Here is a 21,188-nt window from a genome sequence, read left to right as displayed (position 1 = left end):
AGGTTAAGCGTCGTAATGTAACCTGTCCTGGTGGGGTATGGGCGGAGTTTTGATGCGTGATGTGATGCAGAATCTGAGTCCTCGGGGCCCGGGGACCTGGCGGTGGTGGATGGTGGCGGTGGTTTTGCTGGGTGTTCTGATGATTGCGGCACGGACGCAGGGGCCTTCGGATCTAGATTCGAAGGATCAGCCGAAGACGGTGTCGTATACGGTGGATATGGCTGAGCACGGGCGGTATGTGCTGCCTAAGGATGTGCGGGGGCAGTGGGCGACGAAGCCGCCTTTTTACAACTGGGTGTCGTTGCCGGTTGTCGGTGGTCTGGGGATTCACGAGGACTGGTCGTTCAAGCTACCGAGCATCGTTACGTTTTTTGGGCTGCTGGGTCTGACGGCGGGGGCTGTGGTGTGTGTCCTTAGTCCGACACGGTGGGGTCGAGATCGGGTTGGTGCGGCGGCGGTGATTGCGTGTCTGATCTGGGTGTCGTTGCCGCCTGTGATGAGTCTGGCGTATGTCGCGAGGCCGGACATGCTGCTGGCGTTTTTTCTGGTGGTGGGCTGGTTGGCGGTGACACGATGCCTTCAGGATCCGGAGCGGCCCTGGTTCTGGCCGGTGGTGGTGTGGGTGAGTGTGGCGTTGGCGTGGTTAACGAAGGGCCCGCCAGCGTTGCTGGTGCCGGTGTATGCGGTTGTGGCGGCGCCGCTCGTGGGTGGGCGGTGGGGATCGGTCTGGCGTACGGGGATTGTGTGGGGGTTGCCGTTGAGTGTGGTGCCGTTTGTCGGGTGGGTCTGGGGTTCTTATGTGATCGCGCCGGACTACATGAGTCAGACCATGCTGGGTAATGAACTGTCGCGGGTTCAGGGGCAGGGTGGTGTGCTTGCGTATCCATTGGGGCTGATTCTGACGTCGTGGGAGTTGCCGTTTTTCTTTTTGTTTCGGGCTCTGCCTTGGTCGTGGTTGTTTGTGGCGTTGTGGCTGAGTCGGAAGAAGATCGTGCGTCACCGGATGAGCTGCTTAACGCCAGCGTGGGTGTGGTGTCTTGTGGTGGTGGGGTTCATGAGTCTGGTGGTGTCGAAGCGGGATGACTACTTGCTGCCGATGTACCCGGCGATGGCTGCGTTGATGGGGGTAGGTTTGGTGTCGCATCCGTGGGCGAGGGGTTGGGCGGGTTTGAAGCGGGTGCTCCGGGGTGCCGTGGCGGCGACGGTTGTGGTGATGGGGATTGTGGTTGGCAACGAGGTACTGCTGAATCCTGAGCGGCAGGTGGGTTGGGCGGAGAATGCGAGGTCGTTTGCCCGGGCGATCGAGGGGGAGGTTGGTGACGAGCGGGTGCTTTTTGAACGGAGTGGGTACCACCCGTTGCAGACCTATATGGGGCTGAATCAGTCGACGGAATCGCCTGTGGAGGGTGCCTGGGATGATGCGGCGTGGGTGATTGCGCCCCTGGTGCTGGTGGGGGATCGAGAGCCGGTGCTAGTGAGTGAGGAGTTGCCGAATGTGCTTCGGAAGCGTCAGGCGGTCGGGCTGTTTCGACGGGAGCCAGGTCTGGCGTGGCCGCCGGTGTGGACTGAAGTAGCTGCCGAAGAGTAACCTCTGGGTGCGGCCTGCAGCCTGAACTGCGATCGTTTGATCGGTGGAAACGACTTCTTCCCAGCGGAAGCTCGAATTAGCCGATGATGATGGCACCTTCGGACGCCTTTCGATCACACCTCAAGGCCGCTTGTCGGCGAGAGAAGTAGGAACCGACCGCCGATGCCCCGAGACATTCCAGTAGGCAACGGTCAGCTTCTGGTGACCTTCGACCATCATTACCGGATCCGCGATCTGTACTACCCGCATGTCGGGCAGGAGAATCACGGGGCGGGTGGTGCTTGCGGGTTCGGGGTATGGTCCGATATCGGGACTCCGCCTAAGAACGAGCGTCGGCGTAAGCGGCTGTTCTGGTCGGACCAGGGGTGGGAGATCAAGCCGGGGTACCTGGCGGACACGCTGGCGACGGATGTTCGGATGGTTCATCCGGAGTTGGAGCTCGAGCTTCGGTGTACGGATGCGGTGGATTTTCATCGCCCGCTGCTGATCAGGCGGATTGAGGTCCACAACCTGACGGATCGGGTGCGTGAGGCGCGGGTGCTTCATCATCAGGACCTGTTTTTATATGGCACGCGGGTGGGTGATACGGCTTACTACGACCCGCAGGTTCAGTCGCTGATCCACTACCGGATGCAGCGCTATGTGCTGGCCTGTTTCTACGCGTCAGGTGAGCCAGCGATTCATGAGTATGCCACGGGGACGGCGGGATTTGGTGGGGCTGAGGGCACCTGGCGGGATGCTGAGGACGGGCATCTGGGGAACAACCCGATTGGTCAGGGGGCGGTGGATTCGACGATGCTCACGCGGGTTCAGCTCGAGCCGAATGGCAAGCAGGTGGTTTATCTGGTGCTTGCGTTCGGGCAGAGCTATGACGATCTGGAGGAGATCCATCACTTCATCCACCGGGAGAGCCCGCAGGGGATCATTGACCGGACGGTGAACTACTGGCGGCTTTGGCTGAATGCCAATCGGGTCCCGCTGTGTGACCGGGATGAGACGGGGTTGGGGCCTGAGGTGTCGGAGTTGTACAAGCGGTCGTTGCTGGTGGTGCGCTCGCAGATCGACAATGGTGGGGCGATCATCGCGGCGAACGACTCGGACATCATGCAGTTTTCACGGGATACTTACTCGTATCTGTGGCCGCGTGATGGTGCGTTTGTGGCCGATGCGTTGGACGGGGCGGGGTATCCTGATGTGGCGCGGGGGTTTTTCTCGCTGTGTGCTCGGATCATCAATCACCGGGGGTATTTCCTGCACAAGTACGGGCCGGATGGCAGTCCGGCGTCGTCGTGGCACCCGTGGACGTCCAACGGCCAGCCGCAGGTGCCGATTCAGGAGGACGAGACGGCGTTGGTCATCTGGGCGTTGTGGCGACACTTTGTGCGTTACCGTGACATCGAGTTCGTGCGGCCGTTGTGGATGAAGCTCATCCAGCCAGCGGCGAACTTCATGACGCGTTTCCGTGATCCGGCGACGGGGTTGCCGCTGCCGTCTTATGACCTTTGGGAAGAGCGTTATGGCGTGCACACCTTCACGGTGGCGTCGGTTTATGCTGGCCTGAAGTCGGCGCAGAACTTTGCCAACGCTTTTGGCGACAGCCAGCTTGCTGAGCGTTATGGCGGCGCGGCGTATGAGATTCGTGATGGCTTTTGCCGTCATCTCTGGAGTCCGGAGCACGGGCGTTTTTTGAGGCGGATCGAGCCTGTGGATTCCGAGCGGACGGCGCGGTTGATGGCGGAGATCCTGGCTGGTCGTGATCCGATGCCTGAGGGCCAGAAGCACCTGGATGCGCTGGATCGGGTGTCTTTGCCTGAGGTCCCGCCGGACGAGATCGAGTACTACCGGGATGAGGTTCTGGATAGCTCGATGTATGCGATCTTCGCGCTGGGGCTGTTGCCGGTTGAGGACGAGCGGGTGAAGAAGACGATGGATGCGATCGAGGATCAGCTCTGGGTCAAGACTGATGTCGGTGGCGTGGCCAGGTACCGGAACGACTACTACCATCAGGTGAGTCAGGATGTGGACAAGATCCCGGGTAACCCGTGGTTCATCTGCACGCTGTGGCTCGCGGACTACTACATCGCCAAGGCGAAGACTGAGGACGAGCTTCGTGAGGCGTCGCGTTTCATCCGTTGGACGGCGGACCGTGCGTTGCCGTCACGGATTCTGGCTGAGCAGGTTCACCCGGAGACGAATGCCCCGTTGTCGGTTTCCCCGCTGACGTGGAGCCATGCGACGTTCGTGAGCACGGTGGCGGCTTATCTGACGCGGCTCGAATCGCTTCGGACCGGGGAGGCGGAGCCGGATCAGAGCATTGACAGCCCGGCGATGATGCGTCAGAAGGTGGTTGCACCGATCCCGAGCCTCGCTTCCTGAAATCCGTTGCTGACCTGATGTTGCATGGATTCGGGGGGGCTTCTATTCTGCGAAGTCCTTGCGTGCGGACGGTGTTTGTCGCCGCGCCGCGCCAGTTCCTCGCACCTTCCACGCCCCACAGGCTTTTTGATGGTCAATCTGCACAACATCGGCCTCTTTGCCGCCACCGTGCTGGGAGCGATCGGGCTGTTTTTGATGATGCCTCAGCGGGCTACAGCGCTTCGTTTCATCGGTGCGGTGGTTGGGCTGGCGTTCATCGCGATGCTGTGGGTGGTCCTTGGGCGTGATCTGCCCGAGGCGCTGGGGATGGATCGTTCGGCTTTCTTCTACCACTACGTTTTCAGTTTTTTGGCGATCGCCTCGGCGGTTCGGGTGATCACCCATACCCAGCCGGTTCGGGCTGCGTTGTGGTTCATCATGGTGGTGCTCTCGAGTGCTGGGCTGTTGTTGACGCTATCGGCGGAGTTCATCGCGCTGGCCATGGTTGTGATCTACGCGGGGGCGATTCTGGTGACTTACATGTTTGTCATCATGCTGGCCTCGCAGTCGGCGGAGGCTGAAGCTGAGGACGCTTCGCCGCTTTATGACCGCAGGGCGCGCGAGCCGATGCTGGCGGTTCTGGCTGGGTTTGTCCTGCTGGCGACGCTGCTGAACTTTAGTTTCCAGGCGGACACGCTGCCGCAGGCCATGGTGGTCGAGGCGGAGGCGACGCCACTGGTGCGGACGAATGATGATCGGCTGCCCGCTGAGGTGGTTGCATTGAAGAATGCTCGTCAGGAGACCTCGAACCTTGAGGCGGTGGGTTTGGACTTGTTCCGTTCTCACCCGCTGGCGATTGAGTTGGCTGGCGTGATCCTGCTGGTCTCGCTGGTGAGTGCTGTTGTCATTGCGAGGACCGAGGTTCCGGACGATCATCACGAGCCGGCTGCCGCGGCCTGAACGCTAACTACTGTAGATGGACCGGCCGAGATGGCCGGATAGCCCTGGATGGCGCACGAACTGAGCAACCTGGCCCTGGCCCATTACCTCGCTGTTGGCGCGGTGTTGTTTGTGTTGGGGATGATTGGTTTTCTGACGCGCCGGAACATGATCATCCTTTTTCTGTGTACGGAGATGATGTTCCAGGGCGTGATTGTCACGCTGGTGGCCTTTGCCCGTCATCATGTGCACGAGATCGGGCAGACGTTCGTCATTTTTGTGATCACGATCGCGGCGGCAGAGGCTGCGATGGCGTTGGGTCTGGTGGTCCTGCTGTTTCGCAGGAAGCGCACGCTCGACGTCCAGGCATGGGCCGACCTGAAGGGATAACGACCGCGGATGCAGGCTGAACTGGCCAACTGGATTCCCTGGATTCCCCTGATCGGGGCGGTGTTGTGCACGATTGGTGTGTACGTTGCGCCGCTGGGTCGGTTGTCTGGCCTGATCGCGGTGCTCTCGATTTTTGCGAGCTTTGTCCTGACGGCGATGACCACACAGAGCATTCTCGAAGAGGGTTCGGTCTCGACGGTGCTCTATCCATGGTTGTCGTTTGGATCGTTTGAGGTGAACTTTGGGTATCTGCTGGACCCGTTGTCGCTGGTGATGCTGTGGGTCGTGACGGGCATTGGCACGCTGATCGCGCTGTATGCGACGGGGTACATGAAGGGCGATCCGGGGTATAGCCGGTTCTTTGCGGGGGTGACGCTGTTTATCTTCGCGATGACGACGCTGGTGATGGCGGACAATCTGATTGTCTTGTTCCTGGGCTGGGAGGGTGTGGGGCTGGCTTCGTACTTGTTGATTGGGCATGAGTTTCACCGCCCCGCTGCGGCTAAGGCGGCGAAGAAGGCGTTTGTGTTTAATCGCATCGGGGACCTGGGTTTTGCGCTGGGCATCTTCCTGGCGTACCAGGCGTTCGGGACCGTGAATCTGTCGGGCGAGACAGGGATTCTGAATCAGGCGGCGCAGCTTCTGGCTGCCAACGGCCCGCAGACGCTGGAGACTCGCTGGGATCTGGTGGCTATTCCGTTGCTGATGGTCCTGGGGGCTGCGGGCAAGAGTGCTCAGATCCCGTTGTATGTCTGGCTGCCGGATGCGATGGAGGGGCCGACGCCTGTGTCGGCGCTGATCCACGCGGCGACGATGGTGACGGCTGGGGTTTATCTGGTGTCGAGGCTAATGCCGGTGTTCGGCTTGTCGCCGTTGGCTCTTGAGGTGCTGGCGGTGATCGGCGGGCTCACGGCTCTGGTCGCAGGGCTGATCGCCATGGCACAGCACGACATCAAACGCGTGTATGCGTATTCGACGGTCTCTCAGCTTGGTTTCATGTTCCTGGCATTGGGTGCGATGGGGTCCTTTGCGGCTGTGTTTCATCTGGTCACGCACGCGTTCTTCAAGGCGCTGCTGTTCCTGACGGCGGGCAGCGTGATGCACGCGATGGCGGGGCAACTTGATCTCCGGAAGATGTCGGGCCTCTTTAGCAAGTTGCCGGTCACGGCGATCCTGATGCTGATGGGCTGTCTGGCTCTTGCGGGGTTCCCATTGACGGCGGGCTTCTTCTCGAAGGACGCGATTCTGTACATCGTGTTTAAGCATGGTGCCGGCGAGGGCGGGGCGCTCTATTCGGTGCTGGGTTGGCTGGCTGTATTAACGGCTGGGCTGACGGCTTTCTACACGTTCCGGGTGTGGTTTCGTGTCTTCCTTGGCCCCAAGCAGTGGGAGATGGGTGATCATCACCATGGTGATGATCACGGGCATGCGGAGCCTCACGAGATGCCGTGGTGGCCGATGAATCTGCCGTTGGTGGTGCTGGCGGTGGGTGCCATCCTTGGCGGGTGGTATCTCGGCACCGGTAGCTATGTTCTGGATCATGGTGGGCACAGTCACACGATTGATCACGGCATCATGGGTTATGCGATCCACGAGTCGTCGGCGAATCCGGATGCGGCCTATCAGGTCACCGGGCATCCAGCTCATGGCTACGACGATCACGGTGCGGACAAGACGCTTCTGGGGATGGACATCCACACGGCGGTGATCGTCATCAGTTCGATCGTCGCGCTGCTTGGGATCGGCCTGGCCGTGTTCTTCCATGCGGTGAGCAGGTCGGCAGGCGACGCGGCGGCGGTATCGCTGGGACCGATCAAGACGCTGCTGGAGAAGAAGCTGTATGTCGACGAGGCCTATCACGTTGTGATCGGGCTGCCTGCTCTGATCATCAGTTATGCATCGACGCTTGTTGATCAACTCGGTCTGCGTGGGCTGGTGTCGCTGATTGCGATGTTGCCTGCGGGCGTCTCTTTTTTGACCTTCCAGCAGGGCCAGAACGGCCGACTCCAGAGCTATGCCCTTGGCATGGCGATGGGCGTTGGGGTGATCTGCCTGCTTGTTTTTATGGTGCTCACGTAAATGGACAGCAACGCCACATCCTGGTTGATGCCGCTGCTGGTCCTAGTGCCACTGGTGACTGCCCTTCTGGTGCAGGTGCGTCCGTTGCTTAAGACCTCGCAGGCCGTTTGGAACACCGGGTTCATCGGCAGCTTGGTCACGTTTGTGCTGGTGCTGATCGCGTTTGATCGTTACGACTGGTCGGCAGGCGGTGTGCAGTTTGTTGTGCAGACCGAGTGGATGCCCGAGTTGGGGTTGACGTTCTCACTCGGTGTGGATGCCTTGTCGCTTTGGCTCATGCTGGTGACCGCCATCATTATGCCGGTGGCAGCGATCGCGTCGAAGCCGCAGTCGGCGGACGATCGTCGGGCGTTCTTTAGCTGGCTTCATCTGCTGCTGCTCTCGATGCTCGGGGCTTTTATGGCTCGGGACGTGATTCTGTTCTATGCGTTCTTTGAGCTGACGCTGCTGCCGTCGTACATCCTGATCGGGCGCTTTGGTCATCTGGATCGTGGTAAGGCGGCGACGACGATGTTCGTCTACGGCTTTGTGAGTGCGTTGTTCACGGCGGCGGGACTTGCCTACATCGCCATGCACCACGCTGCTGAGACGGGCGTGTGGAGCTTCGCGATCGATGATCTGCTGCGGACCGCCCCGAGCATGAGCAGGACCGAGCAGGGCTGGGTGTTTCTGGCGTTGATGCTGGGTTTTGGTGTGAAGACGCCGTTGTTTCCGCTGCACAACTGGCTGCCGACGGCGCATCAGGGCTCGTCGGCGGATGGTGCGATTGATCTGGCGGCCCTGGTTCTCAAGCTCGGGCCTTATGGCATGCTGCGGATTGTGGTTCCGATGCTCCCGCTGGCGACGGTGGAGTACGCGCCTTTGCTGGGTGTGCTCGCGGTCATCGGCGTGATCTACGCTGGCTTGATCGCCTGGGTCCAGCCCGACGCTAAGGGGTTGATCGCCTACTCGTCGATCTCTCATATGGGTTTTGTGATCCTGGGGATCTTTGCACTCGATGCGGACAACATCGGTAGCGTTGGGGCGGCGGCGTATCTGATCAACCACGGCGTCGCTGCGGGTGGACTGCTGCTGTGTGTTGGCATGCTGTATGACCGTTTTCGAACTCGGGAACTCGGCGAGGTTACGGGGGTGGCGAAGGTCATGCCTGCGTGGTCGTTCTTCTTTGTTTTCTTTGTGATGGCGAGTGTGGGGCTGCCGGGCTTGAATGGTTTTGTGGGTGAGTTCCTGACGCTGATGGGCACCTTTCTGTCGCCAGGGCTACTTGGTCCCGTTTATGCTCTGCTGGCTGGTCTTGGCCTGATCATCGGGGCTCTGTACCTGCTCCGGCTGGCGGGTAGTTTCTGTTTTGGCCCGCTCAAGGCGATCAGCTATCCAAACTCGGGGGCGGTTGAGAGGCCCGAGGATGCTCAGGACCTTTCCGGTCGTGAGCTAATGGCGTTGGCGCCACTGGCCCTGTTTTGTCTGGTCTTTGGGCTATTTCCTTACCCGATGCTATCGACGCTTGAGCCGGATGTGGCCGGCATGACTCAGCAGGCGCGTCTCGTGATTGAGACGCCGGTCACCGCAGAAGTGAGTGAGCCTGCCTTGATGGTCGCTGAGCCGAGTGTTTCGGTTTTTCCCGTTGTCCACGAAGCTGAGTAAGCCACCGACGATGAACCCACTGATCGACAAACTCCTGAACCTCTGGCCCGAGTTGGCCGTGCTCATTGGGGCGATTGTGTGTCTCTCGCTGGGTCTGGCGAGGACTCAAGCGACGCGGTCTCTGACGGCTGCGGCGGCTGGCCTGTCGCTGGTGGTTGCGAGTGGCTTAGCGTGGTTTGCCGAGCCCCTTGAGAGTGGCGTCGGGCTGGTGGGTGCGATTGGTTATTTGCGTGTGTTCATCCCGCTGGCGGGTTTGTTGCTGGTTCTGGTTGCGGCGGGTGTACCTGATCGGATCCAGCAGGTCATGGATGCAGAAGCCGGTCCGCAGTTCAAGCCTGGGCGATCCAGCCGTGGCGAGTTCTTTGCGTTCATGCTGCTGTCGATCGCCGGTGCGATGCTAACGGCGGGGGCTGATGATCTGGTGTGGCTCTTCCTGGCGCTTGAGCTGACCTCACTGCCGACGTACGTCTTGGTGATCATGTCCCGGGGTGATGATCGGTCGCAGGAGGCTGGCGTCAAGTATTTCTTCCTGGGGGCTTTTTCCGCGGCGATCTTCCTATACGGTTTCGCTTTGATCTATGGCGCAACCGGCGCGACTGATTTTGGCGCGATCCATTCTGCGATCACCTCGGAGGTTGCTCAGACCGGCACGCTGTCGCCTGTTCTGACGACGGGGTTTGTGTTGGCGATTCTCGGGATTGGTTTCAAGCTCGCGGCGTTTCCAATGCACTTCTACGCTGCCGATGTGTATCAGGGGGCGGCCACGCCGGTGTCCGCGTTCCTGGCAGTGATCCCGAAGACCGCTGGCTTCGCCGCGATGATGCTGGTCCTTGGGCTGGTCGGATGGCCGCTGGATAAAAACCCGATGGCAACGGACGCTGGGGAGATTCTGGCTTTCCTGGTCGCAGCGATCGCGGTCCTGACGATGTTCGCGGGCAACCTGCTGGCGATGGTCCAGTCGAACGTCAAGCGGATGCTTGCTTATTCGTCTGTGGCGCACTCCGGTTACCTCTTGATCCCGCTGCTGGTCGGGCCGGGGGAGACTGGCGGATCGAGTGGACTGGCAGCGTTGCTGTTCTATCTGCCTGCTTACGCTGCGGGGACGATTGCGTGCTTTGCGGCACTTGCTGCTCTGAAATCCGAGCCCGATGAGGGGCATCGTTACGCTGATCTCAAGGGGCTGCGGATCGCTCACCCGCTGCTGGCCGCGAGCCTGGCTGTTGGTTCGCTGTCGTTGCTCGGGTTGCCGCCACTCATCGGTTTCCTTGGCAAGCTGCACATCATGACCTCAGGCCTCAGTGACGGCCACGAGGTGCTCATTGCCTTGTTGGTCATCAACTCGGCCATCTCCGCGGGTTACTACCTCCGGCTGGCTGCTGGGCCCATGATCCAGAGTGGTGAGCAGAAGGATGCGTCCGGAACCTATGGGTCACTCGCGATCAGCGGTGCTTGCGCAGCAGCGGTTCTTGCTTTAGCCCTCGGGCTCTTTGGTGGGCCGGTCCTTGATTCGGCCAGCACGGCGGGTGAGTTGTCTACAGTGCAACTCGGCACGCTATCCCAGCCCACTACCGTGTTACTCGATCAGGTCGATCCCTAAGCCAGCGAGAACCGGGGTGGCGGATTCAAGTGAATCGAGGACGGCATCGGCCCCGGCGGCATCGAGTTGATTGCGGTCAAACCGACCGGTTGTGACGGCGATGGACGTACAGCCGTGGGCTTTGGCGCAGTGGACATCCCGAGGCGTGTCGCCAACGACCACGACACGAGTAGCTTCGAGTGGCGTCTCATGGCGATCACGAGCCACCGCTACGAGTCCTGGCCGGTCGCACGCGTCATCGCCAAAAGCGCTCGATTGGAAGCGATCGAAGGCCAGACCCACGGCATCGAGCTTCAGGCGGGCGGCTTCCGGGTAGTTGCCAGTGAGCAATCCTGTATGCACCTCAGACTGATGCAGGGACTCGATCAGCGATTGCGCCCCGGGCAGCAGCCCAGGTGTTGAATCCCGGAGCCAGGTGCTTAGCACGTCCAGGTACGCTGAGCGGAAACGAGTGTGGTGCTCCTGATTCCAATCGAAGCTCGATCGCGTCGCGGCTTCGGCAACGATGAGCGGATCAAGATTGCCTGAGAAATCAACGCCTTCAAAGCGGAGTTTGCCATCAAACAAGCGATCGGCTGCCTGCTGCATCAGGCGTGGTCCCACGCCCTCAGTCGTCAGGATCGTGCCGTCGATATCAAGCAGGATGAGCCAGCCGTTATTCTTGCTCATCGTCAGGTTCCCGAACGGCGAACGGGTCATCGGCACTCACTGGCCGCAGCAGCTCTTCGGGTGTGGGCAGTCCGATGAACCCGCCTGTCTGCGGGGCTTGTTGCCCCTGCTCTTCGCGGAGTGCCATCGCTGTCCTCAGAAAGCTCTGGTAGGAGCCGGCAAACATGCGGAGGGTGGCGTCTGAAGAGTCGGTCGCCTCAACCAGGGCGGGGTGATCCGGGTCCCCAACGTGTCGCAACAGATAGCCCATGCGCACCATCGGGGAAGACGATGCTGCTGCATCATCGAGCATCGTCATGAGGAGGGTGTTGTTACGTTCCACGGGTGGCATCGCCATGATGAGATAGGTCTGAGCCTTGGGGTCTGCTCGCAGATAAGCCTGGATCAGCTCGCCGGCAGCTCGTCCGACGGAGTCTTCATTGAGGCCACGGATGAGGCCCTGGGTCGCGGAACCCATCACGCGCAACCCGGCGAGGACTTCGTCCTTCGTCTCCAGGTTGTTCATGCCGGTGATCCACTCGTCCAATCGTTCCTGCGTTGGAGGGGGGCAGCGGACGCTCACGCCTCTCAGGGCATCGGCAGCCCCTAACGGGCCCGAAGCGATTCCGCCAAAGCGGGTCGGCCGTGGGTCGAGTACGGCGTTGAGATCGACAAAGATGGTCGTGAAGGGGTTGTCTGCTGTGATCCCGGCGAGCATCGATTGCCGGAAGTTCACCGGCACCTCGACGGCCCGTCCCGGACCCAGGGTGAGGGGGCGGTCGATATCGACGATCACGGGCGGGAGTTGGGCGTAGGGCCTGCCCATGACCGAGACTGTGAGGTTGACCATCACCACGTCGCTGATGGTCCCGCCCGAGCCCCCGAGCGTCATCGGGAGGCTGGTGAGGTTAGCCACACGGAGGGTCGCAGGCATCGGATCGAGCAAGTCGTAGCTGCCCCCGCCCAGCAATCGTAGATCGACATCGGTCCAGGCCTGGAAGTTGTTGTCGAGGCTCCAGAGGCGACTCGGGTAGCCATCGAGCATCTCGACCATCCGGCGACCGGAACGAGTCGGGCTCACGACCTCGTTAAAACGCTGGAGATGGAGAATGCCTGCCAAGATCGCGGGTAGCTCTTCGGGACCGTCAGCGACGGCTCGGGCGTACAACTGCCGTGCACGCTCGTCACTGGTTTGTGGCATCGACGCGAGCAGCAATCGTGCCATGGCCTCTTCGGCGGCAATCACAATCAAGCGTCGGTTGATCTGATCGAGATCAGGATTCTCTTCGCGAAGCTCGACGGTCAGGCGAAGAAGTTCAGCGATCATTGGTGCTGATTCAGTCAGCTCATCGGCCAGTTTTAGCCGATCGATGGATTCTGGCCCGATCATCGCCGTGATTCGTCCGAGATCGGCTAGTGATCCACTGGTTCCACGCTCTTGCAGCGCGAGCGAGATCTGTGCGTAGACCGAGGCCGCCTCCTCTGCACCGTCCTCACGATCCGACAGCATGACCAGGCGTAAGACTTCCAACGGTAGCGGGAGCGGGCCGGGTGTCGGGTTACCTTCCTCATCCTCCGGTCCAGCAAAATATGTGATACGCATGCGGTCCAGCAGGGCTTCTGCCCCCAGGAGGTCACCAGAGGCCATCATGCTCACGATCACTGACCCCACCAGCTCAGGGGGCAAGGGGCGAGTCGAGAGTTGCGAGGCGAGCATGATCTGCTGGATGGCATTTTCATACGCACCCTCACGAAGGAAGAGGGTGCCCAGCTCGATTCTTGCCCCCTGATCCATGGGCGCCGAGGCGACAAGTTTCATGGTGATGGCGGCGAGCGTCAGGACCGATGACTCACGCTCGATGGCGTAGTCCAGCGCCATTCTGAAGGCCGAATCGTTGGCTTCATCCCATTCCATGGCGCGTTTAAGCCAAGCGCCAAACCGCTGCTCATCACCCATCTCACGGGCTGCTGCGGCGGCATACACCGCGAGTCTCGAGCGGAGAGGGGCGGAGAGTTGCTGGCTGCCCGTCGCTGTGAGCATGCGCTCGACCCGATCCAGCCGGCCGTCGAGAGTCTGGATGTCGTCGAGGAGCAGATAGACGAGGTCGAGTCGAGAGGCGTCATCTTGGGGCTCTAACCGGATCAGCCTACGGAGCGACGTAGCCCTTAACGACCGGTCTCCCAGACCTGCGGCGAGGTCTGCTCGGAGTCGCCAGATGTCCGCGCTCTCGGGCGTGAGTGCGATTGCCTGCTCGAAGAGCACGTCTGCCATAGTGTATTGAAAGTCAGCCACGCCCCCGTCGCCCTGAAGGTACTGCAGGGCATAGAGCACCAGACGGTCGGAGAGCAACTGATCGAGTGAATCTGTCGCTGGAGTCTGGCTGAGAGCGGTGGATGCCCCAACAGACATCATCATCAGGCTAAGGACGAGGAGCAAGGCACTTAAACGCCGTTCACGATGCACCATGGATCATCTCTCGACTAAGCGTCAAAAAGGGGAAGCAACCCCCCTACTCTATCGTTCAAGCGACCCAATGGACGCCCATAAGCACGACTGTCAGCCCTAAAGCGGCCCAGAAGGTCACGCCAGCAACAGCCTTACAGAAGCCAATCACTAGACCATCGGCCTGTTGGAGGGCGTCATCCAGCACAAGCCACATCAGCACAAACTCACCTGCAGCGATGGCGGCGATGGCCAGGAGTCGCCCAATCACGGCCTGAGCCGCGAAGTGGTCCCAGACCCAGAATCCGATCAACAAGAGCCCGGCAGACCACAGCAGACCCATCCCCGCCACCGTCATCCGCAAGGCCTGGGTGGGTATCGGCTGGGTCATGCCCTGAAAGCTCCCGATGCCGAGGCACCCTCCGGCAGCCCGGTCGCTAGTTCTCGAATGAACCGTCCTGCCTCAGCCACGACCTTCTCATCCCCCGCATCCCGGTTTTCGGCGATCCGTCTCACGAGTGCCGACCCAACGATCACACCCTCGGCGTGTTTCGAGAGTGATTGGACATGCTCCGGGGTCGAGACCCCAAAACCCACCGCCAGCGGGATCGAGGTCTGGCGACGCAGGGTGGCCAAGCGATCCGCGAGGCCTTCAGGGAGCGTCGTGCTCTCGCCGGTGATCCCGGCCCTCGATACGATGTAGGCGAAGCCGCTGCTGGCCTCAGCGAGGCTGGCCGCACGCTCGGGCGAACTCGTCGGGGCGATCAGCAAACTGAGAACCAGACCCGCCCGGTGAGCGACGGTTCGAGCGGGCTCGGAAGCTTCGAGCGGGAGGTCGGGGAAGATGAGCCCATCGAATCCCGATGCCGCCGCCTCACCGATGAAGCGTTCGAGCCCCATGCGATGAACGATCGAGTAGCTCACCATCGCCACCAGCCCCAGCTGGGTCTGCGAACGGATCGAAGCGACCGCTTTGAAGATAGCCTCGACCCGCACGCCTTGGTTCAGCGCGTGCGTCATGGACGCCTGGATCACCGGACCATCAGCGATCGGGTCAGAGAAGGGGATGCCGATCTCGCAGAGACTCGCCCCGCTTCGCTCAGCCTCCAAGAGGAGCCCTGGGAGCATCCGGACTGATGGATCTCCCGCCGTGATGAAAGGCATGAGTGCCCGACGGCCCGAGGCGGCCTGCTCCGCGAAGATGGTTTCAATCCGATTCATTTAAGCAGGATAGATCATGCTCATCGCCCCGGCCAGAAAGCCCTCGCTATAAACTGGGTCCTGATGAGCCGCAGCCCCGATCATCCCACACTCGATAAGCCCGTTGGCAGTCAGGTTCTTGACTTGCAGAAAGAGCCCCGGCTGGCCGGCCTGGCGTTCATCCTGCTTTTGCTGGGGATGACGCTATTGGTTGCGATCGCGGTCAGCTCAAGCCTCTGGGACCGGGATGAGGCTCGCTTCGCTCGCGCAGCTGTCGAGATGCTGGCGACCGGCGACTATCTCGTACCGACGTTCAATAGTGAGGTCCGGCCGGACAAGCCTGCGGGGGTCTACTGGGCGATGGTCGTGGGACTCCAATCATTTGGTGAGACTGAGATCGCGTTCCGCCTGCCTTCGATTATTGGGGTGCTCTGGGCGGCCTTGAGCACCTATTTCTGTGGAGTTTGGATTTCCGGCCGTGGCCGTGCTGGTGTCATCTCGATGCTCGTCATGCTCACGTCGATCATGCCTCTGGTGATGGGGACGCTCGCCACAGCCGATGGGTTGCTGCTGGGCTGCATGACTCAGGCCTGCGCGGTCTATGTTCACCGTGTCATGCGCGGACCATCGTGGTGGCAGATGCCGGTGCTCTTGATCGCCCTGACGGCGGGACAACTCGTCAAGGGGCCCATCGCTCTCGCTGTCCCGCTGGCCAACATGCTGTTCACGGGGTGGATGATCGGTCGTCATCAGCGAGATGACTGGCGGCTAGGCATCGGCTTCTGGGTCGGGTTGTGGGTGACCGCTGCCCTGAGTGTGATTCTGTTTTTCTTCTGGCTGATCCCTGCCAACACTCAGTCTCAAGGCGCGATGATCGATATCGGTCTCGGCCGTCACGTTGTCGATCGGATGGTTTCGCCACAGGAAGGTCATGGCGGGTCCAACGCCCTCGAATATGTGGCCTTACTTCCAGTCTACATCCCGATTGTTCTCATCGGCTTGATGCCGTGGACCGCGATGCTGCCTTCCGCGATCAACGGCCTCCGTCGCAGAGCGATCCTCACGGGTAGGGGGCGTGCTCTGCTCTGGGGCTGGATACTCCCCACACTGATCGTGATGTCGTTGATCGCCACGAAGCTCCCCCACTATGTCCTGCCAATCTGGCCGGGACTCGCCCTGCTTGTCGGTATTTTCGTCGATAAGGTCGCATTGAATCCCGGACGGGCGGACAACCGATTCGCCCGAGTTGGCCGCCTGATCTATTTACTGATCGCTTCCTGTCTTGGGCTAGGCTTGATCTGGTTCCCCCAGCAGCTCCAAGCCAACGATCTGGCCTGGCGAGCGGCCGCGCCAGCGGTCATCATCCTGCTGCTGATTCCCTGGGTGCTGGGTCACCTGCGCCACCGCCGCCTGCTGGAACTCACCTGGCTCCTGGGCATCTCGACGCCCATAGTTGTCGTGCTGTGCATCACGCTGGTCTTGCCGTGGGTCGAGAGGACCATCAAGGTCAGCCCCGAAATCGCCGCGGCCGTTTGCCGCCAGTTACCCGAAGAAGCCGCTGTCTACACCCTGGGCTACCGCGAGCCCTCACTAATCTACTATCTGAGTCGCACGGTCGGTCACCCGGTCCTGCGGATGGAGCGTTCTCCACAAGCAGTTGAGGCCTGGGCTGATTCTGATCGCAGCACGCCAGAGGCGCTCGTGATCACCACTCGCTGGCTCGAAAGGCTTGACCTTGATCTGTCAGCCTACGGTGCTCGCCTCATCGATACTCAGAGCACATGGAACTACTCATCTGACTCTGAAGGCCGCAGCCTCACTATCCAGACATGGTTGATGCCTGTTAACCATGGCGATTACCAACTGATTCAGGATCACGATGAATTGGATTCTGATTGAGGCCTGATTGTCCGCCTGGCGATCCCCGCGAGAACCCCTGGCGTGACCCACCCGAGCCAGAGACCGACCACGACGTCCGAGGGATAGTGCGACAGGGTCCCGACGCGAGTTGAGGCTGTCATCGTCGAAAGTATGAGTATCGGAACCCGGATCGCAGGGAACGTCATCGCGACAGCGCCGCCAACTGACCCCGCCGTCGCCGCATGACCCGAAGGGAAGCTGCCGTAGTCATACCCAAGCGAGAACGGAAGCCACTCGTCAACGCCGTCATTCAAGAGCATTTTCGGCCGTGTATGCCCTACGACCGGTTTGATGAGATTCACCAGAATCCCCGACACCGCCACACTCACTACGACCAGTACGACCACCGGTACGAACCTGACGCCCACGCGACCGATCGCCAGCGTCAACAGCATGAGGCCTGCGTAGAAGTTGCCTGCTCGCTCACGCGTGCCGTCACTCTCGATACCGAACGCCAGCCCGATCAGGACAACGCCGCAAACCAGCATCACCACCAGAGCCGCAGGCCTGAAGGCCCGCCAGCTCTGCGCAAGCCCTGTCAGGATCAGCCAGATCGCCGCCGCGAGGAAGTAGGCCCGCGACCCGCCAAACTCAGTCAACCAGGACAAAACCAGCCGGGTGGAAGCGTCCCAGGAATCGACCGCATAGATCGCTGGATGATCCGCTGTGAAGGCAAGCGTGATGGCCACGATGCCAATAGCAACCAGCAAAACCGACCAACGCCTGCCTCCGGGTCTGCCCTCCAGCCCGATCGGGCGCCGCGCCAGCCACAGATGCCAACGCGAGGCGGCCCCACGCCCCCTGAGCCAGGCGGACGACATGGCCATCTCAGGTCTCCGTCGCTTGCAGCATCATCGTGGCTAAGGGGAGCCCGAGCACTGTTGGTAACCAGGCCAACGCGACCGGATTCAGCCCGCCAGCCGTCTGGATGGTTACCAAAGCCGCGCCCCAGAACCCGATGCAGAGGAGCGCCGCCTTGATTGACTGTGACATCAGGTTCGCAGGCGACCTCAGCAGAAAAAGGGGCAATCCGATCGCCACGACCAGGACGTTGACCACCAGCAAGCTAAACCGGCCCCAGATGATCTGGGTCACACTCGCTCGCTCCCTGGGATGCAAGGCGTCGGACTGCTCGAGCGTTTGCAGGTCTGCCATCGAGAGCAGTCGCTTGAACAGCGCTTTACGACGCGCGAGGATGAGTGTGGGCGACAACTCCGTCTCGTAAAACTCAACCGGCTCGGGGTCCGTGGCGGCAGGCGTCAACGGGTCAGCCGCTGGCCCCAAGGGAACCGCTGCGTAGCCGACAGGATCAAAAACCCACCCGCCTCGTAGCTCATCCCACGCAGCCGACTCACCGACGATCCTTCGGGTCATCATGCCCTTGTCGTTACGCTCCAGCACGGACACCCCCTCAAGCCGCCCTGTCTGCGCATCAAAACTGGCGGCAGACACCAGAGAACCTTTTTCGTCAGGGATCAAACGGACAGCAAAGGCATCAAGCGTATCGCGTTCGACCTCTGATGCCCCCCGTGTCAGCTTGCTCGCCAGACCCGGGATGACGGTCTCCTGTAGTGGGAGACTCACGATCGATAACAGGGCAGCACCGACAAGAATCGGCAGCCCCACACGATGCAGACTCACGCCACTGGCCGCGATCGCCACCAGTTCACGCCCGCGATACATGCTGACCAGTGTAAAACCCATCGCTCCAACAGCGAGCAGTCCGACTGTATTCACGATGGCCAGAACGGCTAGAGGTCCGTAGTAATCAAACACCGCGTAGGCGGTCGCCGGCAACACCCCGCCCCAGTCATCGGCGCGGGCTCGCCCGGCATCCATGAACTCATCGAAGTTAAGGATCAGATCGATCAGCACGAATAAGCCGATCAGCACAACCATCAACACGATGAAGTTCAGGAAAAACTGCTTCAAAATGTAGCGATCGAGGGTCGTCATGGCTTTTCTAGCCTCACACACAGCGCGACCACCGCGATCCCCAGCAGCACAATGCCTGACCACAGAATCGGTAGCCCCGCACCAACGCCAAGGTCCATCCGCGTCGCCAGATTCGCACCCGAGTGAATGATGATGATCGTGATGATCGCCGCGAGGAATGACCATGAATAAGCCATCAGCGGGCTCTGATCTCGCCACACCATCGCCACACAGGCTCCGAGCAGCATCAGCAGACAGCCCGACACAGCCAGTGAAGCCCGTACATGCAGTTGCGAGATGATCCGTGACGCCAGCCGCTGGATGTGCCAGCGCAGCGATGCGATCGCCTCCGAGGTGGCTTCGACCTCGCCAGCGGTTTTCGGAGCGAACGTGCCATCGAGCAGCTGTTCCCCTGCGATCGAATCAATCGCCTGCCCGAGAATCGGCTCGGGCCGTGCCAGTTCCGGGAGCAATCGTCGATCCACCTGTGAGGTCAGCCCCCTCACTTCATCACGAAGGGTAACGCTCCGCAACTCCACCGAAACCCGGGGATCGCCAGTGCTATCCCCCCTGCTACTCACGGTCACAAAGGCACGCTCAGCCGTCATGGGCAACTGCGGCAATGAGTTCGCCGAGGTGGTCGCAGCGTCCGGGTCAGCTTCAACCCAGTAGCGAACCGGCGAATCCAGTGAACCCCTTAACTCAACCGCACGGCCAACATCTATCGCCTCCGGAGCACTGATGACCGCTACCTGACCCGACACTGGGTCCTTCAAGCGGATTCCTCCGGACCGCACTTCTTCGACGATGGTTTCTAGTAACCGCTCCGCCGCGAGCAACTGGAGATAATGCAGCGAAGCATCCCGGACCAGATCGTACCGCTGCGGGTTCCTGGCCAGCTCATCCAGCTCGGGCCAGGAAAAGTACCTCGGGTTATCGCGCAGCACACTCGGCAGCCTCAGGGGTGGAAGATTGAGCGATGACACATAACCATCTCGAAAATCACCTTCCACCGCAGAGAACGACACGAAGCCGTCGAGTCGGAGCGTGACCACGGAGTCCCCACTGATCGGATCGCGGTAGAGCAGTGCCGTGGCCGACTCAGCCGTGTGATCGTTACGGATCGCTCCGCTAGGCGTCAGTTCCTGAACAGCCACCCCGCGAAGCCTGACCAGCTTCTCTGCCACCGGTTGTCCGGGCTCAGCCGTCGGCGGCGGCAGTGACTCAGCCCGATCCGCGTACACCACCCAGTTGCCCCGCGTGAATGGCTCACGATCATTGAGCTTGGCCACCAGTACCGTCAGCAGGTCCTTCTCGATCGTCATCGCGGCCTGCTTATAAAAACCGGGGATCACGAAGTTCGATAACGCAAACAGGCTCATCGACACCGCCAACCCCAACCCGAGTACCGGCAACAGAATGGCTCGATGACTGATTCCCGAGGCACAGCACGCCATGATCTCGTTGTCAGAAGCCATCCTGATGAACACCAGCGTCGAGGCGAACGCCCCTGCAAAAGGCAGCACAAAACCCAGCATCGTCGGCATCGTGTAACCGACAAACCGCAGCAACTCCGCAGGCCCCAGCAGACCGTCCGACAACGGCTTGATCGCCGCGGCAAAAGAGATCACACACACCAGCGTGATCGTCGCCAGCGTCAGCACCTTAATCAGCTCAACCAGGATGTACCGTGACAACGTCCAGGACATGCAGCCCGATCCCTCGGTCTATCCGGCCGCCAGCGCGGCCTTCTGGGTCTTGACCAGCTTACGAATTCCACCTGCCGCCAGATCGAGCAATCCATCGAGTCGCCCCCGATCGAACGGTTTGCCTTCTGCGGTCCCCTGCACCTCGATGTACTCGCCGCGATGGTTCATCACGACGTTCAGATCGACCTCAGCTCCGCTGTCGAGAATATAATCAAGGTCCAGTCGAGCGACGCCATCAACAATCCCGACCGACACCGCAGCCACCGGACCAATGATCGGGTTCGTCTTGATCAGCCCATCTTCCCGGGCTTTGGCGATAGCCTGAGCCAGCGCCACCCACGCCCCGGTGATCGCCGCTGTCCGAGTCCCACCGTCTGCAGACAGCACATCGCAGTCGCAGGTAATGGACAGCCCAGGCATCTTGTCCATATCGACGGCTGCTCTCAACGATCTTCCGATCAATCGCTGGATCTCTGTCGATCGACCGTCAGGCCCCCGTCGCTTGCGATCGCCGGTAGACCCGGGGAGCATCGCGTACTCAGCGGATACCCAGCCGTGAATCGGCTGACCGGCTTCATCGCGTTTGATCCACCGTGGCGGCTCACTGGCGATACTCGCCGTGCAGAGCACTCGGGTCTCACCCGCGCGGATCAGCACGGACCCGGCGGCTGCCGTCGGGAAGCGTTCAATTATCACATCACGTAACTGGTTGGCACGTCTGAGCATGGAGGGAGTCTACCG

At 60.9% G+C, this 21,188-nt stretch carries 16 protein-coding genes; 8 read left to right on the top strand and 8 right to left on the bottom strand.

The genetic code is table 11. The features are described from left to right. Window positions 1–52 precede the first annotated feature (52 nt). The 7 genes from RIG82_11775 (at window position 53) to RIG82_11745 (ending at window position 10,592) form a co-directional block, all read left to right on the top strand. A complete protein-coding gene (locus RIG82_11775; protein ID MEQ9461618.1) occupies window positions 53–1,588 on the top strand; it encodes a hypothetical protein in 1,536 nt (511 codons plus the stop codon). Between the two features lie 162 nt (window positions 1,589–1,750). Next, window positions 1,751–3,964 (top strand): glycoside hydrolase family 15 protein, encoded by a 2,214-nt coding sequence (locus tag RIG82_11770; protein ID MEQ9461617.1) that lies wholly within the window; start codon window positions 1,751–1,753, stop codon window positions 3,962–3,964. A 129-nt stretch (window positions 3,965–4,093) separates the two neighbouring features. Next, a complete protein-coding gene (locus tag RIG82_11765) occupies window positions 4,094–4,903 on the top strand; it encodes an NADH-quinone oxidoreductase subunit J (protein MEQ9461616.1) in 810 nt (269 codons plus the stop codon). Between the two features lie 48 nt (window positions 4,904–4,951). Next, window positions 4,952–5,272 (top strand): NADH-quinone oxidoreductase subunit NuoK, encoded by a 321-nt coding sequence (gene nuoK / locus RIG82_11760; protein ID MEQ9461615.1) that lies wholly within the window; start codon window positions 4,952–4,954, stop codon window positions 5,270–5,272. A gap of 9 nt (window positions 5,273–5,281) precedes the next feature. Next, on the top strand, window positions 5,282–7,351 hold the full coding sequence (gene nuoL / locus RIG82_11755) for an NADH-quinone oxidoreductase subunit L (protein MEQ9461614.1): 2,070 nt from the start codon (window positions 5,282–5,284) through the stop codon (window positions 7,349–7,351). Then, window positions 7,352–8,995, top strand: a complete 1,644-nt coding sequence (locus tag RIG82_11750; GenBank protein ID MEQ9461613.1) for an NADH-quinone oxidoreductase subunit M — start codon at window positions 7,352–7,354, stop codon at window positions 8,993–8,995. Window positions 8,996–9,005: 10 nt separating this feature from the next. Next, the gene (locus tag RIG82_11745) at window positions 9,006–10,592 is read left to right on the top strand and encodes an NADH-quinone oxidoreductase subunit N (protein MEQ9461612.1); all 1,587 of its coding nucleotides are present in this window, start codon (window positions 9,006–9,008) and stop codon (window positions 10,590–10,592) included. On the opposite strand, the gene RIG82_11740 is transcribed toward RIG82_11745, so the two are convergent. From RIG82_11740 to trpA, 4 genes are read right to left on the bottom strand one after another with little or no spacing between them, the layout of a single operon-like run. Then, window positions 10,569–11,261, bottom strand: a complete 693-nt coding sequence (locus RIG82_11740; protein MEQ9461611.1) for an HAD family hydrolase — start codon at window positions 11,259–11,261, stop codon at window positions 10,569–10,571. The genes RIG82_11745 and RIG82_11740 overlap by 24 nt on opposite strands. Beyond that, the gene (locus RIG82_11735) at window positions 11,248–13,707 is read right to left on the bottom strand and encodes a hypothetical protein (protein MEQ9461610.1); all 2,460 of its coding nucleotides are present in this window, start codon (window positions 13,705–13,707) and stop codon (window positions 11,248–11,250) included. Before RIG82_11735 ends, RIG82_11740 begins: the two co-directional genes overlap by 14 nt. Window positions 13,708–13,762: 55 nt before the next feature. Then, window positions 13,763–14,074 carry a hypothetical protein gene (locus tag RIG82_11730; protein ID MEQ9461609.1) on the bottom strand — a complete coding sequence of 104 codons (312 nt, stop codon included), beginning with the start codon at window positions 14,072–14,074 and terminating at the stop codon, window positions 13,763–13,765. After that, on the bottom strand, window positions 14,071–14,904 hold the full coding sequence (gene trpA, locus RIG82_11725; protein ID MEQ9461608.1) for a tryptophan synthase subunit alpha: 834 nt from the start codon (window positions 14,902–14,904) through the stop codon (window positions 14,071–14,073). Before trpA ends, RIG82_11730 begins: the two co-directional genes overlap by 4 nt. 63 nt (window positions 14,905–14,967) lie before the next feature. Here trpA and RIG82_11720 point away from each other — a divergent pair, with 63 nt between their 5' ends. Continuing rightward, the gene (locus tag RIG82_11720; protein MEQ9461607.1) at window positions 14,968–16,782 is read left to right on the top strand and encodes a hypothetical protein; all 1,815 of its coding nucleotides are present in this window, start codon (window positions 14,968–14,970) and stop codon (window positions 16,780–16,782) included. On the opposite strand, the gene RIG82_11715 is transcribed toward RIG82_11720, so the two are convergent. Genes RIG82_11715 through rph form a run of 4 tightly spaced genes read right to left on the bottom strand, consistent with a single transcriptional unit; the run spans window position 16,758 to window position 21,173 of the window. Beyond that, window positions 16,758–17,630 carry a phosphatase PAP2 family protein gene (locus tag RIG82_11715; GenBank protein MEQ9461606.1) on the bottom strand — a complete coding sequence of 291 codons (873 nt, stop codon included), beginning with the start codon at window positions 17,628–17,630 and terminating at the stop codon, window positions 16,758–16,760. The genes RIG82_11720 and RIG82_11715 overlap by 25 nt on opposite strands. A 1-nt stretch (window position 17,631) precedes the next feature. Beyond that, a complete protein-coding gene (locus RIG82_11710) occupies window positions 17,632–18,759 on the bottom strand; it encodes an LptF/LptG family permease (GenBank protein ID MEQ9461605.1) in 1,128 nt (375 codons plus the stop codon). Further along, entirely contained in the window at window positions 18,756–20,447 is a 1,692-nt protein-coding gene (locus RIG82_11705) for an LptF/LptG family permease (GenBank protein ID MEQ9461604.1), read from the bottom strand. Before RIG82_11705 ends, RIG82_11710 begins: the two co-directional genes overlap by 4 nt. An 18-nt stretch (window positions 20,448–20,465) precedes the next feature. Beyond that, window positions 20,466–21,173 carry a ribonuclease PH gene (gene rph / locus RIG82_11700; GenBank protein MEQ9461603.1) on the bottom strand — a complete coding sequence of 236 codons (708 nt, stop codon included), beginning with the start codon at window positions 21,171–21,173 and terminating at the stop codon, window positions 20,466–20,468. Window positions 21,174–21,188: the final 15 nt, after the last annotated feature.

The organism is Phycisphaeraceae bacterium, from assembly GCA_040222855.1.
Taxonomy (GTDB): domain Bacteria; phylum Planctomycetota; class Phycisphaerae; order Phycisphaerales; family Phycisphaeraceae; genus Mucisphaera.
The sequence above is the reverse complement of the archived record's forward strand: the minus strand, read 5'-3'. Positions and strand labels throughout refer to the sequence as shown.

Coding starts and splice junctions, on each gene's coding strand:
- RIG82_11765 (MEQ9461616.1), top strand. CDS start 4,094: ATGGTCAATCTGCACAACATCGGCCTCTTTGCCGCCACCGTGCTGGGA.
- nuoL (MEQ9461614.1), top strand. CDS start 5,282: ATGCAGGCTGAACTGGCCAACTGGATTCCCTGGATTCCCCTGATCGGG.
- RIG82_11705 (MEQ9461604.1), bottom strand. CDS start 20,447: ATGTCCTGGACGTTGTCACGGTACATCCTGGTTGAGCTGATTAAGGTG.
- nuoK (MEQ9461615.1), top strand. CDS start 4,952: ATGGCGCACGAACTGAGCAACCTGGCCCTGGCCCATTACCTCGCTGTT.
- RIG82_11745 (MEQ9461612.1), top strand. CDS start 9,006: ATGAACCCACTGATCGACAAACTCCTGAACCTCTGGCCCGAGTTGGCC.
- RIG82_11730 (MEQ9461609.1), bottom strand. CDS start 14,074: ATGACCCAGCCGATACCCACCCAGGCCTTGCGGATGACGGTGGCGGGG.
- RIG82_11770 (MEQ9461617.1), top strand. CDS start 1,751: ATGCCCCGAGACATTCCAGTAGGCAACGGTCAGCTTCTGGTGACCTTC.
- trpA (MEQ9461608.1), bottom strand. CDS start 14,904: ATGAATCGGATTGAAACCATCTTCGCGGAGCAGGCCGCCTCGGGCCGT.
- RIG82_11775 (MEQ9461618.1), top strand. CDS start 53: ATGCGTGATGTGATGCAGAATCTGAGTCCTCGGGGCCCGGGGACCTGG.
- RIG82_11715 (MEQ9461606.1), bottom strand. CDS start 17,630: ATGGCCATGTCGTCCGCCTGGCTCAGGGGGCGTGGGGCCGCCTCGCGT.
- RIG82_11710 (MEQ9461605.1), bottom strand. CDS start 18,759: ATGACGACCCTCGATCGCTACATTTTGAAGCAGTTTTTCCTGAACTTC.
- RIG82_11740 (MEQ9461611.1), bottom strand. CDS start 11,261: ATGAGCAAGAATAACGGCTGGCTCATCCTGCTTGATATCGACGGCACG.
- rph (MEQ9461603.1), bottom strand. CDS start 21,173: ATGCTCAGACGTGCCAACCAGTTACGTGATGTGATAATTGAACGCTTC.
- RIG82_11735 (MEQ9461610.1), bottom strand. CDS start 13,707: ATGGTGCATCGTGAACGGCGTTTAAGTGCCTTGCTCCTCGTCCTTAGC.
- RIG82_11720 (MEQ9461607.1), top strand. CDS start 14,968: ATGAGCCGCAGCCCCGATCATCCCACACTCGATAAGCCCGTTGGCAGT.
- RIG82_11750 (MEQ9461613.1), top strand. CDS start 7,352: ATGGACAGCAACGCCACATCCTGGTTGATGCCGCTGCTGGTCCTAGTG.